Source organism: Pseudomonas indica NBRC 103045 (genome assembly GCF_002091635.1).
Lineage (GTDB): Bacteria > Pseudomonadota > Gammaproteobacteria > Pseudomonadales > Pseudomonadaceae > Pseudomonas_M > Pseudomonas_M indica.
The window spans coordinates 294,512-310,066 of the sequence record NZ_BDAC01000002.1; the positions used below are offsets into that span (position 1 = coordinate 294,512).

Annotated in this window: 15 protein-coding genes; 2 read left to right on the forward strand and 13 right to left on the reverse strand. The window is 63.0% G+C overall.

Annotated features, from left to right (window positions below; translation table 11 throughout):
• Positions 1-67: 67 nt before the first annotated feature.
• A complete protein-coding gene (locus tag PIN01S_RS03890) occupies positions 68-1,090 on the reverse strand; it encodes an amidohydrolase family protein (protein ID WP_244505943.1) in 1,023 nt (340 codons plus the stop codon).
• A gap of 109 nt (positions 1,091-1,199) precedes the next feature.
• Between PIN01S_RS03890 and PIN01S_RS03895 the strand changes: the two genes are divergently transcribed.
• Positions 1,200-2,060: a pirin family protein gene (locus PIN01S_RS03895; RefSeq protein WP_084333814.1), complete on the forward strand. Its 861-nt coding sequence runs from the start codon at positions 1,200-1,202 to the stop codon at positions 2,058-2,060.
• Positions 2,061-2,065: 5 nt separating this feature from the next.
• On the opposite strand, the gene PIN01S_RS03900 is transcribed toward PIN01S_RS03895, so the two are convergent.
• The 5 genes from PIN01S_RS03900 to PIN01S_RS03920 form a co-directional block, all read right to left on the reverse strand.
• Positions 2,066-2,851, reverse strand: coding sequence for a dienelactone hydrolase family protein (locus tag PIN01S_RS03900; protein ID WP_084333815.1), 786 nt, complete (start codon positions 2,849-2,851; stop codon positions 2,066-2,068).
• A 150-nt stretch (positions 2,852-3,001) separates the two neighbouring features.
• On the reverse strand, positions 3,002-4,900 hold the full coding sequence (gene htpG, locus PIN01S_RS03905; protein ID WP_084333816.1) for a molecular chaperone HtpG: 1,899 nt from the start codon (positions 4,898-4,900) through the stop codon (positions 3,002-3,004).
• Positions 4,901-5,004: 104 nt separating this feature from the next.
• Positions 5,005-6,261, reverse strand: coding sequence for an MFS transporter (locus tag PIN01S_RS03910; protein ID WP_084333817.1), 1,257 nt, complete (start codon positions 6,259-6,261; stop codon positions 5,005-5,007).
• An 82-nt stretch (positions 6,262-6,343) separates the two neighbouring features.
• The gene (locus PIN01S_RS03915) at positions 6,344-6,790 is read right to left on the reverse strand and encodes a PaaI family thioesterase (protein ID WP_084333818.1); all 447 of its coding nucleotides are present in this window, start codon (positions 6,788-6,790) and stop codon (positions 6,344-6,346) included.
• Entirely contained in the window at positions 6,787-7,263 is a 477-nt protein-coding gene (locus PIN01S_RS03920) for a PaaI family thioesterase (protein ID WP_084333819.1), read from the reverse strand. The genes PIN01S_RS03915 and PIN01S_RS03920 overlap by 4 nt, the downstream gene beginning before the upstream one ends.
• A gap of 141 nt (positions 7,264-7,404) precedes the next feature.
• Here PIN01S_RS03920 and PIN01S_RS03925 point away from each other — a divergent pair, with 141 nt between their 5' ends.
• Positions 7,405-7,689, forward strand: a complete 285-nt coding sequence (locus PIN01S_RS03925; protein WP_170837180.1) for a hypothetical protein — start codon at positions 7,405-7,407, stop codon at positions 7,687-7,689.
• 64 nt (positions 7,690-7,753) lie between these two features.
• Here the strand turns inward: PIN01S_RS03925 and PIN01S_RS03930 are convergent, their stop codons facing one another.
• The 7 genes from PIN01S_RS03930 to odhB all read right to left on the reverse strand — a co-directional run bounded on the left by PIN01S_RS03930 (position 7,754) and on the right by odhB (position 15,546).
• The gene (locus PIN01S_RS03930) at positions 7,754-8,146 is read right to left on the reverse strand and encodes an MAPEG family protein (protein ID WP_084333821.1); all 393 of its coding nucleotides are present in this window, start codon (positions 8,144-8,146) and stop codon (positions 7,754-7,756) included.
• Positions 8,143-8,877, reverse strand: coding sequence for a DUF599 domain-containing protein (locus PIN01S_RS03935; RefSeq protein ID WP_084333822.1), 735 nt, complete (start codon positions 8,875-8,877; stop codon positions 8,143-8,145). The genes PIN01S_RS03930 and PIN01S_RS03935 overlap by 4 nt, the downstream gene beginning before the upstream one ends.
• Before the next feature lie 92 nt (positions 8,878-8,969).
• A complete protein-coding gene (brnQ, locus tag PIN01S_RS03940) occupies positions 8,970-10,289 on the reverse strand; it encodes a branched-chain amino acid transport system II carrier protein (protein WP_084333823.1) in 1,320 nt (439 codons plus the stop codon).
• A 325-nt stretch (positions 10,290-10,614) separates the two neighbouring features.
• Positions 10,615-11,502 carry a succinate--CoA ligase subunit alpha gene (gene sucD / locus PIN01S_RS03945; protein ID WP_084333824.1) on the reverse strand — a complete coding sequence of 296 codons (888 nt, stop codon included), beginning with the start codon at positions 11,500-11,502 and terminating at the stop codon, positions 10,615-10,617.
• Positions 11,502-12,668 (reverse strand): ADP-forming succinate--CoA ligase subunit beta, encoded by a 1,167-nt coding sequence (gene sucC / locus PIN01S_RS03950; protein WP_084333825.1) that lies wholly within the window; start codon positions 12,666-12,668, stop codon positions 11,502-11,504. Before sucC ends, sucD begins: the two co-directional genes overlap by 1 nt.
• A 148-nt stretch (positions 12,669-12,816) precedes the next feature.
• Positions 12,817-14,253, reverse strand: a complete 1,437-nt coding sequence (lpdA, locus tag PIN01S_RS03955; protein ID WP_084333826.1) for a dihydrolipoyl dehydrogenase — start codon at positions 14,251-14,253, stop codon at positions 12,817-12,819.
• A gap of 63 nt (positions 14,254-14,316) precedes the next feature.
• The gene (odhB, locus tag PIN01S_RS03960) at positions 14,317-15,546 is read right to left on the reverse strand and encodes a 2-oxoglutarate dehydrogenase complex dihydrolipoyllysine-residue succinyltransferase (RefSeq protein WP_084333827.1); all 1,230 of its coding nucleotides are present in this window, start codon (positions 15,544-15,546) and stop codon (positions 14,317-14,319) included.
• Positions 15,547-15,555 lie beyond the last annotated feature (9 nt).

Genomic DNA, 15,555 nt, shown 5'->3' on the forward strand with positions numbered 1-15,555 from the left:
GCTCCTTGGTTCGAGATGGCGCGAGCCTATGACGCGGGCATGACAGGCTGATGACAATCCGCCACGTTCAGCGCGGCAGCTCCGCCTGGACCCGTCGCGGCAGCACAGCGAGGAAATTGTCGCGCGCGACCTTCCGCGCGACCTCCTCGGGCAATGCATCGAGGAACGGATCGAAGGCATTCAGGTATTCGTCAAGCCCATCGAAACGGCCGACCACATCGGAGCCCAGCATGAAGCGCGAGGGATAGCTGCTGACCAGTTGCACCCAGTCAGGGTCGGGTTGCCCCTGTGCATCCAGCAGGTACGGACGCAGGACCGTCCAAGACAGATCGATGTACAGGTTGGGGTAGTCATCGAGCATCCGTTTCAAGGTCGGCAGGAGGAAATCCAGCTTTTCCTGGTGCCGATGGATTTCCATGCTGGTGCCGGCATGCGCCCAGATGAAGCGGACGTGGGGATGGTTGCGCAACGGCTCTTCGATTTCCTGCAAGTAGAGCGGGTTCTTCTCACGCTTCGAGGTGATGTTGGAATGCACCATCACCGGCAGGTCGAATTCGGCGGCCAAGTGATAGACCCGGGTCAGCGCCTCGTTGTTGGCGCGCGGAGTATCGCCGTAGGTCAGCGCGGTGAGGTCGTCGTGGCGGGTGAAGATTTCGCCCAGCCCCTGCCAGAAACCCGGCTCCAGTTCGAGCATGCGGCGAATGTGTGCGTCGGCGTTCTTGTCCGTGGGATTGAAGCCCGAAAGGAAAGGATGCAGGCGCTGCCGATGCTCCACCGGCAGCTTCTTCACCGCCGCCGCCACCAGCACGTCGGTGGCGCTGTACCAATAGGCGCCGGCATCGTCACCGGCGTAGTAGCGCGGCCGCTTGGGCTCGTCCTCGTGCCACTTCTTCGCCACCGGAATACCGGAAATCATCGCATGGTCGATGCCTCCCTTCGCCATCGCCTCCAGCAGCGAGTCCATGCCACCGCTTTCCTGGAAGAAGTCGACGTAGTGGAGGTGCGCATCGCTGTAGTGGTATTCGCGTGCCGACACGCCAGTAGCAACGGCTATCAAGATCAAGGCAAGAGCGGTCCGGAGCGGTGGCAATGCGTTTCCTCCCAGGTAGAGCCAGAGTAGACCGCTGCCGCTTCGCCAGGTTCGAACCCACCTCGCCGGCGAACCCGCTATGCTGCTGACGAATACAGCGAGGACCGCCATGCCTACCCGCCTGATCGCACCACGCCCGGACCTGATCGCCGGCCAATCTATTCTGCGCGCCCTGCCGGTGGCGCAGTGCCGCAGCATTGGCCCCTTCGTGTTCTTCGACCACATGCTGCCTACGACCTACCCGCCGGGCAGCGGCCTGGATATCCAGCAGCACCCGCATATCGGGCTCTCCACCCTCACCTACCTGTTCGACGGTGAATTGCTGCACAAGGACAGCCTGGGTTCCGAGCAGATCGTCCGGCCCGGGGACGTGAGTTGGATGACCGCCGGCGCCGGTGTCGCCCATGTCGAGCGGACGCCCGCAGCACTCCAGGCGAGCGGCTCCCGGTTGCATGGATTGCAGGTCTGGCTGGCGCTGCCACGGAGCCTGGAAACCTGCGCGCCGACCTACAGCCATCATGCTGCCAACAGCCTGCCGCTCAGCGAGCAACTCGGTGTACGTATCCATCTGATCGCCGGCCAGGGCTTCTGCCTGGAATCGCCGGTACCGGTCCACAGCCCTTGCCTGTATGCCGATCTACGCCTGGAAGCCGGCGCAACCCTGCCGCTGCCAGCGGAGCACCAAGAGCGGGCGCTCTACCTGATCGACGGCGAAGCGCGGCTGGACGACCTCGCCTTGCCGCCGCATTCCCTGGCCATCCTGGAACCAGGAGAAAGCCCGTTACTCAGCGCCTGCGGCAGTTGCCACGCGGTGATCATCGGCGGAGCGCCCTTGGATGGGCCACGCCGGATGAACTGGAATTTCGTCGCCAGCGATTCGGCCCTGATCGAACGGGCCCGGCAACGCTGGGCCGAGGGCGACTGGCCACGCGTGCCGGGCGAAACCCAGCGGATCGAACTGCCTGATTGAGAACCTCAGCGGGGCGCAAAGGCTTCGTCGAAGAAATCGTTCATCGCCCTGAAGGCACGGGCAGCCACCACCGGATGGTATTCGTTGCGCCCCGGCACGTTGGCCACCGGGTTGGTGAAGGAATGCACCGCGCCGCCATAGCTGACCAGTTGCCAGTCGGTCTTCGCCGCCTTCATTTCCTCGATGAAGCCGTCGACCTGCTCCTTGGGTACGGCGGGATCGTCCGCCCCGTGCAGTACCAGAATCGGTGCCTTGATGTTCTTCGCATCGGCCGGGTTCGGCGTATCCAGGTTGCCATGGAAGGACACGAAACCCTTCAAGGGTGAGCCCGAACGGGCCAACTCCAGGATGGCTCCGCCTCCGAAGCAGAAGCCGATGGCTCCCAGTTGGTCCTTGTTCAGGGCCACCTTCTCGCCCTGGCGCTCGAAAACCTCCAGCGCCGCCTGGGTGCGCTTGCGCATCAGCGGCCGATCGGCGCGCAACGCACCGGCGGCGGCCTTGGCTTCGTCCGGATTGCTCGGCCTGACTGCCTTGCCGTACAGATCGGCCATGAACACCACATACTTGTCGCCGGCGGCACGGGCAGCCTTCTTCGCCGAATCCTCGTTGACGCCCAGCCAATTCGGCACCATCAGCAGCCCCGGCCGCGGCGCCTTCACCGCATCGTCGTAGATCAGCAGGCCCTCGTAGGGCTCGCCATCGATCTCGTACGGCACCGGCTCGATCACCACGCCAGCCTCGGCCAATCCAGCCAAACCGGCGAACACCAGGGGAAGCAGCCTTTTGCTCATCGTCTCGTCCTCCGTCACGGTCCAGACAGACAGCGTAGACACTGAACGGGAATCGCTCTCAATCAGGACGTCACAAAGCATTACAGGGCTCTGCGCGGCTCTAATGAAAAAGGCCCGTAATGCGGGCCTTCCTCAAGCGAGCTGACGCCATCAGGCCGAAAGCTCGACCAGCAGCTTGTTCAGCCGGCGCACATAGCTGGCCGGATCTTTCAGGCTGTCGCCCGCCGCCAGCGCGGCCTGGTCGAAGAGAATGTGCGAAAGATCGGCGAAACGATCCTCGTCCGACTCGGCATCCAGCTTCTCGATCAACGGGTGGGCCGGGTTGATCTCGAAGATCGGCTTGGACTCTGGCACCTTCTGTCCGCTGGCCTCGAGAATCTGGCGCATCTGCAGACCGAGATCCTGCTCGCCGATGGCGAGGATCGCCGGCGAGTCGGTCAGGCGGTGCGACACGCGCACTTCCTTGACCTGTTCGCCCAGTGCCCCCTTGAGGCGTTCCAGCAACCCTTCCTTGGCCTTGGCGATCTCTTCCTGGGCCTTCTTGTCCTCTTCGGTGTCCAACTTGCCGAGGTCCAGGTCGCCACGGGCGACATCGACGAACTGCTTGCCATCGAACTCGGTGAGGTAGCTCATCAGCCACTCGTCGATACGATCGGTGAGCAGCAGAACCTCGATGCCCTTCTTACGGAACACTTCCAGGTGCGGGCTGTTCTTGATCTGCGCGTAGGACTCGCCGGTCAGGTAGTAGATCTTGTCCTGACCTTCCTTCACGCGGCCCAGGTAGTCGGCCAGCGAGACGCTCTGTTCGCCGGACTCGTCGGCGGTGGAAGAGAAACGCAGCAGGCCGGCAATCTTCTCCTTGTTGGCGAAGTCTTCCGCCGGACCTTCCTTGAGCACTTGGCCGAACGCCTTCCAGAAGGTCTTGTACTGCTCCGGCTCGCTCTTCGCCAGCTTCTCCAGCATATCGAGGACGCGCTTGGTCAGCGCCGACTTCATCGAGTCGATCACCGGGTCCTTCTGCAGAATCTCGCGGGAGACGTTCAGCGAGAGGTCATTGGAGTCGATCACGCCCTTGATGAAGCGCAGGTACAGCGGCAGGAACTCGTCGGCCTGGTCCATGATGAACACGCGCTGCACATAGAGCTTGAGGCCCTTGGGCGCTTCACGATGGTACAGGTCGAACGGCGCGCGGGCCGGCACGTAGAGCAGCGAGGTGTACTCCAGCTTGCCTTCGACCTTGTTGTGGCTCCAGGTCAGCGGGTTCTCGAAGTCGTGGGCGACGTGCTTGTAGAACTCCTGGTACTCCTCGTCCTTCACCTCGGTACGCGGACGGGTCCACAGCGCGCTGGCGCGGTTGACGGTTTCCCATTCGGGCTCGGCCGGCTTGTCCTCGCCGTGATGCTCCTTCGGCAATTCGATGGGCAGAGCGATGTGGTCGGAGTACTTCTTGATGATGTTGCGCAGACGCCAGCCGTCGGCGAACTCCTCCTCGTCCTTCTTCAGGTGCAGGACGATACGGGTACCGCGCTCGGGCTTCTCCACGGTCGCGACGTCGAACTCGCCCTCGCCCTTCGAAGACCAGTGCACCCCTTCGCTCGCCGGCGCGCTGGCTCGGCGGGTGAAGACATCCACCTTGTCGGCGACGATGAAGGCCGAATAGAAGCCCACGCCGAACTGACCGATCAGGTGGGAGTCCTTCTTCTGATCACCGGACAGGTTCTTCAGGAAGTCGGCGGTACCGGATTTGGCGATGGTGCCGAGGTGAGTGACCACCTCTTCGCGGCTCATACCGATGCCGTTGTCTTCGATGGTGACGGTCTTGGCGTCCTTATCGAAGCTCACGCGAATCTTCAGGTCCGCCCCGCCCTCGAGCAGCTCGGGCTTGGCCAGTGCCTCGAAGCGCAGCTTGTCGGCGGCATCGGAGGCATTGGAGACCAGCTCGCGGAGGAAGATTTCCTTGTTCGAATACAAGGAATGGATCATCAGGTGCAGCAGTTGCTTCACCTCGGTCTGGAAGCCCAGCGTCTCTTTTTGAGTCTCCACACTCATGGTCGTCTAACTCCACTTGGATGGCAGGCCGCAACTGCGGCGGATGCCATCCAGATGGGGGCTTTGCCTGGGATTTCAAGTGTTTGGCCAGACGCCCCGCACAATCAGGGCTCCAGCAACTCGATCCTGGCGATATCCTCGGGGCGCAGGCTGAAGTTCGCCTCGCCGGCACCGTTCATGTTGCGCCGGATCAGCACATGGCCTTCGTTGTCGAGGCCAACGAAACGTCCCTGGACGGTACCGCCGCGCTCGTTGACCAGTCGCATCGCGAGGTTCCGGTAGTGATTGGGATTGCTCAACAGGCGCTCCAGGGAGAAACGCTGGCGGCGATCGGCGGGACGGGCGCCGGCATCGGCGGTCGGTGCCTGGGCCGGACGGTCCTGCTCGACGGCGGCAGTCGTTGCCTGGGGCGGAGGAAGCGGCGGGAAGCGATCCCCTTCCACCATCCAACCGCGCGAGCCGGCCTTGCTCAGGCGCAATGGCAGGTGCTCCGAGCGGTCGTCGATCCGGGCATCGACCTCGAGTTCAAGAGACTTGGCCGGCAGCGTCGGGGTCGGCAGCGTGGTCAGCTCCACAGCACGGGTGGCGAAGCGGCGCTGCAGGTAGTCCTCGATCACGTAGGCCAGGGTGTCCCTGGAGTCGTAGGTGGTGTCCACCTTGCCATCGTCGCGATAGCGCAGGCGGTCGGTGAACAGTTCCACGGTACCGCTCAGGGTAGTCTGGTATTGCGGCGGCAACACGAGGTGGAAGTCCCCCACCAGCCGATTCGGCGCTTCCGGTTTCAGGTCCAGATGCAGCGTATAGCCGCGGCTCAGCCGGCGGGCTTCTGGAAGCTCCTGCTCGGGCAGCAGCCAGCTCACCTCGACTTCCGGCAGCTTGCCGGCGTCCTGCGGCAGGACATCCAGGCGAACGCCGTCTTCCGTCGCTTGCGGCAGGCGGATGCTCAACTCGCGGCGAGCGAAGAAATCCTGCCCCTCGCGCAAACTGAGGATGCCATCGATCAGTTCGCCCCGCTGCGGCGCGAATGGCTCGCCGTTCAGCTCGCCATGCAGACGGATCGCCAACTCGGCCGGCGCCTCCTGCTGTGGCTGCAGCCAGTGCATGGCGAGTATCGCTTCCAGGCGCGCCGCATCCCGGTTGGCCAGCAGGGTCATGCCCACCACCAGCGGAATCACCCCCAGGGCCGCCAGCACCACGGCCTTGCGCGCCGTGCGCCAGTGCCGCAGGACGTAGATCAGGGTGATCGGCGGCAGCAGGCTGCCGAAGCCCCAGAGCAGGCCGGTACCGAAGGCCAGCATCACCAGCCAGACCAGACCGGCCAGCATCAACAACAGACCGCCGAGAATCAGCAGTGCATCCATCCGGAATTCCTTGTAATGGCCGCCCTTTGCGTCGAGGAACAACGCGCTCTTTCAGGCGCCGCCAATCTGGCAGCGGCGGGCGTCAGGGCCCGTCCACCTTGAAATGAGCGCGCGCCGTCGCGATGGGTTCGGCTTGGGTTGTCTGCCAGGCGGTGATGGCGACGTTCGCCACACGGCGCCCCTGTCGCCAGACCTGGCACTGAGCGAAGGTGTCACGATAATGACCAGCGCGCAGGTAATCTATGGAGAAGTCGATGATTTTGGGCAAATGTGGGATGCCCATGAACATCAGCAGGTGAAGCATGGCCGCATGTTCCATGAACCCGGCGATCACGCCGCCATGGATGGCCGGAAGGATCGGGTTGCCGATGGTGTCTTTGCTGGCTGGCAGGCGGAACACCAAGTCGTCGCCCAGCCGCAGACACTCGACGCCGATCAGCTTCGCGTAGGGAATCAGGCCGAGCAGTTGGTCGTAGTCGTTCTTTTCCCGGGCCTCGCGCACCAGGGTATCGAAATCCAGACCGCTCATGCCGCACCGCCTTGAATGTCGCGCTTGAGCCCCTGCCCACCCTGGGCGGCCTTGCCCATGCGCATGAAGGTCCCGACCACATGGGCGATCGGCTGCTGCGGGTCGTCCTGGTAGGCGAAGCCGCGCGTGAAAATGATGTTCGGCGTGACCCGATAGCATTCGGCGAACCCATAGACGTCCTTGTGCGGCTCAGCCGGGTGCATGTAGTCGATGCGCAAATCCAGGGTCGGACAGATTTCGAAATCGGGCAGCGCACAGACCGTGGAAATGCCGCAGGTGGTATCCATGAGCGTGGTGATCGCACCGCCATGGATCACGCCGGTGTCGGGGTTACCGATGATCGAGGAGCTGTAGGGTAGACGCAGGGTCAGGCCATGGCTGTCGGCCGCCTCCACCGCTATTCCCAGGACCTGGCAATGGCGAAGGGCCGAGAGGAAACGCTGGGCCCGTTCGAGGATAACGCTGTCGCTCACGATCGGTTCTCATACATCAAAAAATCGAGGCGCGCATCATACCTTCTTGTGGGGATACGCCGCAGAGAAACGGGAACTTAATCACACTTTCCAGCTCGAAAATGCCGCGAACGGGACATGCCCGTTGTTTGGAGAATGATCATGCAGAAATCCCTCACCTACGCCCTGCTGCTTGCCGCGACGGTCGGCCTGGCCGCTTGTGAGAAGACCCCGGAAGACAAGATGCAATCCGCCAAGGAGTCGGCTTCCGAAGCCATCGAGAACCTGGGCGAAGCCGCCGAGGAAAGCAGCGAAGCCGCCGAGCAGAAGGCCGACCAGGCGCTGGGTAACGAACCCACCACCGGCGAGAAGATCGAAGAGACCGCCGACGATGCCGCCGACGCTATCGAAGAGGCGGGAGACGAAGCGAAAGACGCCGCCAACTGACGGCGCCTCATAGGGAGCGGATTCGTCAGCAGGCCGGCACCGGCGCGAACGAATCCGCCTCCCGTCAGCGCAATGCCGGGCTGACCATGAGTGCCAGGCAGCACAGCAGACCGATACCCCAGATCACACTGCGCTGCCAGTGCAAGTCAGCCCAGTAGCAGATCAGATAAAGCACCCGCGAAATCACGAAGGTCACCGCCAGTGCGTCGATCAGAAACCCCTGCGTCTGGGTGGTGTGCGCCATCAAGACTCCGGCCACGAACAGCGGGAAGATTTCGAAGCTGTTCTGGTGAGCCGCCAGCGCGCGGGCACCGAATCCGGTCAGCCGGGCCTGTTGGGCACGCGGGTGACGGTTGTCGTATCCCCGCCCCTCCTCGCTCATCGCCTTGGCCACAGGTGCCTTGGCCAGGTAGATCAGCAGCGCGCTGATGAACAAGCACCAGAATGGAATCGTCATTCGCTTTTCTCCTTGAGCGGCTCGGCCGCGGGGGTCTGGGTGTAGACCATTACTTCCAGTACATCCGAATGAAATTCTCGGCGGTACAGCACCACTACCACGCCGGCGGTGATCAGCATGAAGAACCAGGGGTTGATGAACCAGGCCAACATCGACATGCCGAAATAATAGGCACGCAGGCCGAAGTTGAACTGGTTGGCGGCCATGGAGATCACCCGTGCGGCGCGTTCGGCGAACGCCTTGCGCTCCTGCTCGGTGACATGACGCTCGCCGACCATCGGCGCGGACCCCACCAGCACGGCCGCGAAGTTGTATTGGCGCATGCACCAGCTGAAGGTGAAGAAGGCGTAGACGAACACCATCGCCAACCCCAGCAACTTGATTTCGGACATCTCCCGGGTCGCCGCCTGGACGAACGGGAGGTCAGCCAGCAGCGACACCGCACGATCGGACGCCCCGAGCACGGTGAGGATGCCGGCGAGAATGATCAAGGTACTGGAGGCGAAGAACGACGCGTTGCGCTCCAGGTTGCCGATCACGTTGGCATCGCCGATGCGGTTGTCGCGCAGCAGCAGGCGACGCATCCAGTCCTCCCGATAGAGATGCAGGACGCTGGCCAGACAAGGGGTGTCGCGGCCCTTCCAGGTGGCGTACCGGGTATAGCCGATCCAGCAGACAAGGAACCAGAAAATGGCGAGAAGATGGGGCAGATAGCTTTCAGCGCTGAACATGGATTCTCCTTGCAGGCTCGCCGATTATAGACAGCACTGGCTTTCCTCAAGCCACAAAAAAGGCCGCGTCGGCGGCCTTTTTCGTTCGGTGTTTATCTCGAAGCCAATGCAGCCTTCGGTTTCCCCAGGATGCGGTCGAGCACCGCCGCCAGCACCAGTGTCACCAGCGCCGGAATCAGCCAGCCAAGGCTCTGCTCGGCCAATGGCAGACGGCTGATGAAACTCGGTACCAAGTCCTGGCGTCCGGTCGCGGCGATCCCGTCGAAAACGCCGAAGATCAAAGTCACCGCCATCACCGGCACGAACACCAGACGCTGCGACAGCCACAGGCGATCCAGCAGGCTTAGCGCGACCAGCACGATAGCCAACGGATAGAGGCCAACCAGAACCGGCACCGAAACGCTGATCAACTGGGTCAGCCCCTGGTTGGCGACACCCAGGCTGAACAGGCCGAAGAGGATGACCACGGTGCGGTAGGAGACCGGCAGCAGGCCGCTGAAGAACTCCCCACAGGCGGTCAGCAGGCCGACTGCGGTGGTCAGACAGGCCAGCGTAATGACTACGGACAACAGCAGACTGCCAGTCGTACCGAAAGTGTGCTGGACGTAGGTCGTCAGAATCTGCACACCGTTCTGCGCGTCACCGGCAATCCCCTGGCTGGTGGCGCCAAGGTAGAACAACGCCAGATAGACCAGCGACAAGCCGATGGCGGCAACGATCCCGGCCACGACCGAGTAGCGCGTCACCAGGCTCGCATCGCTCACGCCGCGGTCGCGGATCGCCGTAGCGATGACGATGCCGAACACCAGGGCGCCCAGGGTATCCATGGTCAGGTAGCCTTGCAGGAAGCCTTGCACGAACGGTTCGGCCTGATAGCTGTCGGAAGTCACGCCGACCTCACCAGCCGGCGCGAACAGTGCAGCGCCACCCAGCACCAGCAAGGCAGCCAGCAGGACCGGGGTGATGAACTTGCCGATGCGGTCCACCAGGCGCCCCGGATTGAGCGAAAGGAACAGCACGGCGACGAAATAGGCCAGCGTGTAGAGCAGCAGCGGCATACCGCTGTTGCCGGTGAACGGCGCCACGCCCATCTCGAAGGACACCACGGCGGTACGCGGCGTCGCGAACAGAGGACCGATCGCCAGATAGACCGCTACGGCGAGAAGCGTACCGGCGGACTTGCCGAGCGGCGCGGTCAGCCGCTCCATGCCGCCCCCCACCCTGGCCAGGGCCACGACCGTCAACAGCGGCAGACCGACGCCGGTCAGGAGGAAACCGAAAGCCGCCTGGCCCATGTTCTGTCCGGCAGCCATACCGGCGCTCGGTGGAAAGATGATGTTGCCCGCGCCGAGGAACAGCGCGAATGTCATGAAGCCGAGGGCCAGCAGGTCCAGACCTTTCAAACGAATCATTTCGGGAAATACCACATGCAGGAAATCGTCATTGCAGAGGGTCTCCCCTTGGGGTCGAGGGAAACGTCATCCTTCCGGTTGGGAGGGACCATGGAAAGCGCCTGCTACCCCTGGGTAAGGGGTCGGCGCGGCGAAGGCGGCACCTTAATGGAAACAGCCGCATTCAGCGACTGCTGGCCGTCCGACGCGTCGAACCGCCAATGGCGGATGTCGCAAATCTGTAAATAGTGTCCGCTTGGTCAGAATTCCCCGACGGCATTAAAAAAACATTGCCCAAACGAAAAAGGCCACCCGAAGGTGGCCTCTCTCAACAGTCGCGTCGGCCTCAGGCCTTCTTGACTTCCCAACCGGTCAGCTCGGCCAGGGCCTTGCCGATGTCGGCCAGGGAACGCACGGTCTTCACACCGGCATCCTGCAGGGCGGCGAACTTCTCGTCCGCAGTACCCTTGCCGCCGGAGATGATGGCACCAGCGTGGCCCATGCGCTTGCCGGGCGGAGCGGTGACGCCGGCGATGTAGGAAACCACCGGCTTGGTCACGTTGGCCTTGATGAAGGCAGCGGCTTCTTCCTCGGCGGAACCACCGATCTCACCGATCATCACGATCGCTTCGGTCGCCGGGTCTTCCTGGAACAGCTTGAGGATGTCGATGAAGTTGGAACCCGGGATCGGGTCGCCACCGATGCCCACGCAAGTGGACTGGCCGAAACCGGCGTCGGTGGTCTGCTTCACGGCTTCATAGGTCAGGGTGCCGGAGCGCGACACGATACCGACCTTGCCCGGCAGATGGATGTGACCCGGCATGATGCCGATCTTGCACTCGCCGGGAGTGATCACGCCCGGGCAGTTCGGGCCGATCAGGCGTACGCCCAGCTCGTCGCACTTGACCTTGGCTTCCAGCATGTCCATGGTCGGAATGCCTTCGGTGATGCAGACGATCAGTTTGATGCCGCCGAACGCCGCTTCCAGGATCGAGTCCTTGCAGAACGGAGCCGGAACGTAGATGACCGAAGCGTCAGCGCCGGTCGCTTCCACGGCTTCCTTGACGGTGTTGAACACCGGCAGGCCGAGGTGGGTTGTACCGCCCTTGCCGGGGGTCACGCCACCGACCATCTTGGTGCCGTAGGCGATGGCCTGTTCGCTGTGGAAAGTACCCTGGCTACCGGTGAAGCCTTGGCAGATGACTTTGGTGTCTTTATTGATCAGGACGCTCATTACTTACCCTCCGCGGCCTTGACGACCTGCTGGGCAGCGTCGGTCAGGCTGGTTGCCGCGATGATGTTCAGACCGCTTTCGGCCAGGACCTTGGCGCCCAGCTCAGCGTTGTTGCCTTCCAGGCGGACGACCACCGGAACCTTCACACCGACTTCCTTCACGGCGCCGATGATGCCTTCCGCGATCATGTCGCAGCGCACGATGCCGCCGAAGATGTTCACCAGAACGGCCTTCACGTTGCTGTCGGACAGGATGATCTTGAACGCTTCGGTCACGCGCTCTTTGGTCGCGCCGCCGCCAACGTCCAGGAAGTTGGCCGGCTTGCCGCCGTGCAGGTTGACGATGTCCATGGTACCCATGGCCAGGCCGGCACCATTGACCATGCAGCCGATGTTGCCTTCGAGAGCAACGTAGTTCAGCTCCCACTTGGCAGCATGGGCTTCACGCGGATCGTCCTGGGACGGGTCGTGCATGGCGCGCAGCTTCGGCTGGCGATACAGGGCGTTGCCGTCGATGTTGATCTTGGCATCCAGGCAGTGCAGGTTGCCGTCCTTCTTGATCACCAGCGGGTTGATTTCCAGCAGGGCCAGGTCGTAGTCCTGGAACAGCTTGGCAAGGCCGGTGAAGATGTGCACGAACTGCTTGATCTGGTCACCCTGCAGGCCCAGTTTGAAAGCCAGCTCGCGGCCCTGGTACGGCTGAGCGCCGACCAGCGGGTCGATGGTAGCCTTGAGAATCTTCTCGGGAGTCTCGTGGGCGACTTTCTCGATCTCCACACCACCTTCGGTGGAAGCCATGAAGACGATGCGACGGCTGGAGCGATCGACGACTGCACCGAGGTACAGTTCCTTGTCGATGTCGGTGCAGGATTCCACCAGGATCTTGCTGACCGGCTGGCCATTGGCGTCAGTCTGGTAGGTCACCAGACGCTTGCCGAGCCAGTTGGCGGCGAAGGCTTTGGCGTCTTCTTTGCTCTTGACCAGCTTCACACCGCCAGCCTTGCCGCGGCCGCCGGCATGCACCTGGGCCTTCACAACCCACATGTCGCCGCCAATCTTGTCGCAGGCCTCTGCAGCCTCTTCCGGGGTGTCTACGGCAAAGCCCTTGGATACGGGCAGGCCGTATTCAGCGAACAGCTGCTTACCCTGATATTCGTGGAGATTCATGCTTGTCTACCGTCTTCGTTTAGGTATTGCGCATTTCGGCGCTGCGCTTATGGCGCCGCGCCACCTGTGACCGCCCTGGGGCGGTCCGGCGGACATTCCGCGGTGAGCCGCAAGGCTCACGACGGGCAGCCCGCCGTGGTTCTTTGCCTCAGCGCTTCTTGCGATTGGCGATGTGGATGGCGTGGCCATTCACCGCCAGAGCCGCTTCGTGCAGCGCTTCGGACAGGGTCGGGTGCGAGAACACCATCATGCCGAGGTCTTCGGCACTGGTGCCGAACTCCATGCCGATCGCGCCTTGCTGAACCAGCTCGGCAGCGCTCGGGCCGATCACATGTACGCCCAGCACGCGGTCGGTCTTGGCATCGGCGATGACCTTGACCAGACCGGCGGTATCGTTGGCAGCCATGGCACGGCCGCTGGCAGCGAACGGGAAGGTACCGACGTTCACTTCGACGCCTTCGGCCTTCAGAGCCTGCTCGGTCTTGCCGACCCACGCGATTTCCGGGTGTGTGTAGATGACCGACGGGATCAGGTCGTAGTTCATCTGGGCCTTGTGGCCGGCAATGCGCTCGGCGACCATCACGCCCTCTTCCGAGGCCTTGTGCGCCAGCATCGCGCCACGTACCACGTCGCCGATGGCGTAGACGCCCGGTACGCTGGTGGCGCAGTAGTCATCGACGAAGATGAAGCCGCGCTCATCCATGTCCACGCCGCTGTCGGCAGCCAGCAGATCGGTGGTGACCGGACGACGGCCGACCGCGACAATCAGCTTGTCGAAGGTCATCTTCTGCTCGCCCTGAGCGTCGGTGAAGCTCACGGTGACCTGCTTCTTCTTGACTTCGGAGCCAGTCACGCGGGCGCCCAGACGGATGTTCAGACCCTGCTTGGTGAGGATCTTCAAGGCTTCCTTGGAGATCTGCTCGTCGGCAGCCGGGAGGAACTTGTCCATGGCTTCGATAACGGTCACTTCCGCACCCAGGCGGGCCCAGACGGAGCCCAGCTCGAGGCCGATGACGCCTGCGCCGATGACGCCCAGCTTCTTCGGCACGGCCTGGAAGTCCAGGGCGCCGGTGGAGTCGACGATGACGTCCTGGTCGACCGGGGCCGGCGGGATGTCGACCGGCTTGGAACCGGACGCCAGAATCACGTTGGTGGCTTCGATGACTTCGACCTTGCCGTCACGACCGGTCACTTCGACCTGCTTGTTGGCCAGCAGCTTGCCATGGCCTTCCAGCAGGGTGACGCCGTTCGCCTTGAACAGGGTGGCGACGCCGCCGGTGAGGTTCTTCACGATGGTGTCCTTGCGGGCCACCATGGAGGGAACGTCGATGGTCACGCCCTTGGCTTCGATGCCATGGACCTTAAAGCCCTCGTGGGCCTCGTGGTACTTGTAGGAGCTGTCCAGCAGCGCCTTGGAGGGGATACAGCCGACGTTCAGGCAGGTGCCGCCCAGAGCGGTCTTGCCATCCTTGCCCTGATATTTCTCGATGCAAGCGGTCTTCAGACCGAGTTGCGCGGCCTTGATCGCCGCCACATAGCCGCCAGGACCGGCACCGATGACTACCACGTCGAATTTCTGGGTCATAACTCATTCCTTCTCGGATGAAACCGGACGGCCCTTCTCGGGCCGCCGTGGAGAGAAGCTGGCTCAGATGTCCAGCAGCAGACGTGCCGGGTCTTCCAGCAGATCCTTGATGGTGACCAGGAAGCTCACGGCTTCCTTACCGTCGATCAGACGATGATCATAGGACAGCGCCAGGTACATCATCGGCAGGATCACCACCTGGCCGTTCACCGCCATCGGGCGCTCCTGGATTTTGTGCATGCCGAGGATCGCGGTCTGCGGCGGGTTGACGATCGGGGTCGACAGCAGCGAACCGAACACGCCACCGTTGGAGATGGTGAAGGTACCGCCAGTCATGTCTTCGATGGTCAGCTTGCCGGCCTTGGCCTTCTTGCCGAAGTCGGAGATGGTGCCTTCGATTTCCGCCAGGCTCATGTGCTCGGCGTTACGCAGCACCGGAACCACCAGGCCACGGTCGCTGGACACGGCGACACCGATGTCCTGGTAGCCGTGGTAGACGATGTCGTTGCCGTCGATCGACGCGTTGACGCCCGGGAAGCGCTTCAGCGCCTCGGTGGCCGCCTTGACGAAGAAGGACATGAAGCCCAGGCGAACACCGTTGTGGGTCTTCTCGAAGAGGTCCTTGTACTTCGAGCGCAGGTCCATCACCGGCTTCATGTTGACCTCGTTGAAGGTGGTCAGCATGGCCATGGAGGACTGGGCTTCGACCAGGCGCTCGGCAACCTTGGCACGCAGGCGGGTCATCGGTACGCGCTTCTCGACGCGATCGCCAGCGGCGAACAGCGGCGCTTCGGCGGCCGGAGCGGCAGGCTTGGCAGCCGGGGCAGCGGCCGGGGCGTTCTTCTTGGCCTCGACGGCGGCAACCACGTCTTCCTTGGTCACACGCCCGCCTTTGCCGGTGCCGGCGATGCTGTTCGGGTCGATGCCGTTCTCCTCGGCCAGCTTACGGGCGGCCGGAGACAGGATCTGGTCTTCGGCGGCAGCGGCCGGAGCATTGGATGCAGCGGCCGGAGCAGCAGCAGCCGGAGCGGCTGCGGGAGCGGCGGCAGCAGCGCCGCCTTCGGTCAGCTTGCCGAGCAATTCGCCGCTCAGGACAGTGTCGCCCTCGTTCTTCACGATTTCGGCGAGCACGCCGTCCGCTTCGGCGAGCACTTCCATGACCACTTTGTCGGTCTCGATGTCGACGATCAGCTCGTCACGCTTGACGGCATCACCCGGCTTCTTGTGCCAAGTGGCGACGGTGCCGTCGGCAACCGATTCCGGGAAAGTGGGGGCTTTGATCTCGATAGCCATAGTAATTCC

Coding starts and splice junctions, on each gene's coding strand:
- htpG (WP_084333816.1), bottom strand. CDS start 4,900: ATGAGTGTGGAGACTCAAAAAGAGACGCTGGGCTTCCAGACCGAGGTG.
- PIN01S_RS03910 (WP_084333817.1), bottom strand. CDS start 6,261: ATGGATGCACTGCTGATTCTCGGCGGTCTGTTGTTGATGCTGGCCGGT.
- PIN01S_RS03915 (WP_084333818.1), bottom strand. CDS start 6,790: ATGAGCGGTCTGGATTTCGATACCCTGGTGCGCGAGGCCCGGGAAAAG.
- PIN01S_RS03930 (WP_084333821.1), bottom strand. CDS start 8,146: ATGACGATTCCATTCTGGTGCTTGTTCATCAGCGCGCTGCTGATCTAC.
- sucD (WP_084333824.1), bottom strand. CDS start 11,502: ATGAGCGTCCTGATCAATAAAGACACCAAAGTCATCTGCCAAGGCTTC.
- brnQ (WP_084333823.1), bottom strand. CDS start 10,289: ATGATTCGTTTGAAAGGTCTGGACCTGCTGGCCCTCGGCTTCATGACA.
- sucC (WP_084333825.1), bottom strand. CDS start 12,668: ATGAATCTCCACGAATATCAGGGTAAGCAGCTGTTCGCTGAATACGGC.
- PIN01S_RS03900 (WP_084333815.1), bottom strand. CDS start 2,851: ATGAGCAAAAGGCTGCTTCCCCTGGTGTTCGCCGGTTTGGCTGGATTG.
- PIN01S_RS03895 (WP_084333814.1), top strand. CDS start 1,200: ATGCCTACCCGCCTGATCGCACCACGCCCGGACCTGATCGCCGGCCAA.
- lpdA (WP_084333826.1), bottom strand. CDS start 14,253: ATGACCCAGAAATTCGACGTGGTAGTCATCGGTGCCGGTCCTGGCGGC.
- odhB (WP_084333827.1), bottom strand. CDS start 15,546: ATGGCTATCGAGATCAAAGCCCCCACTTTCCCGGAATCGGTTGCCGAC.
- PIN01S_RS03935 (WP_084333822.1), bottom strand. CDS start 8,877: ATGTTCAGCGCTGAAAGCTATCTGCCCCATCTTCTCGCCATTTTCTGG.
- PIN01S_RS03925 (WP_170837180.1), top strand. CDS start 7,405: ATGCAGAAATCCCTCACCTACGCCCTGCTGCTTGCCGCGACGGTCGGC.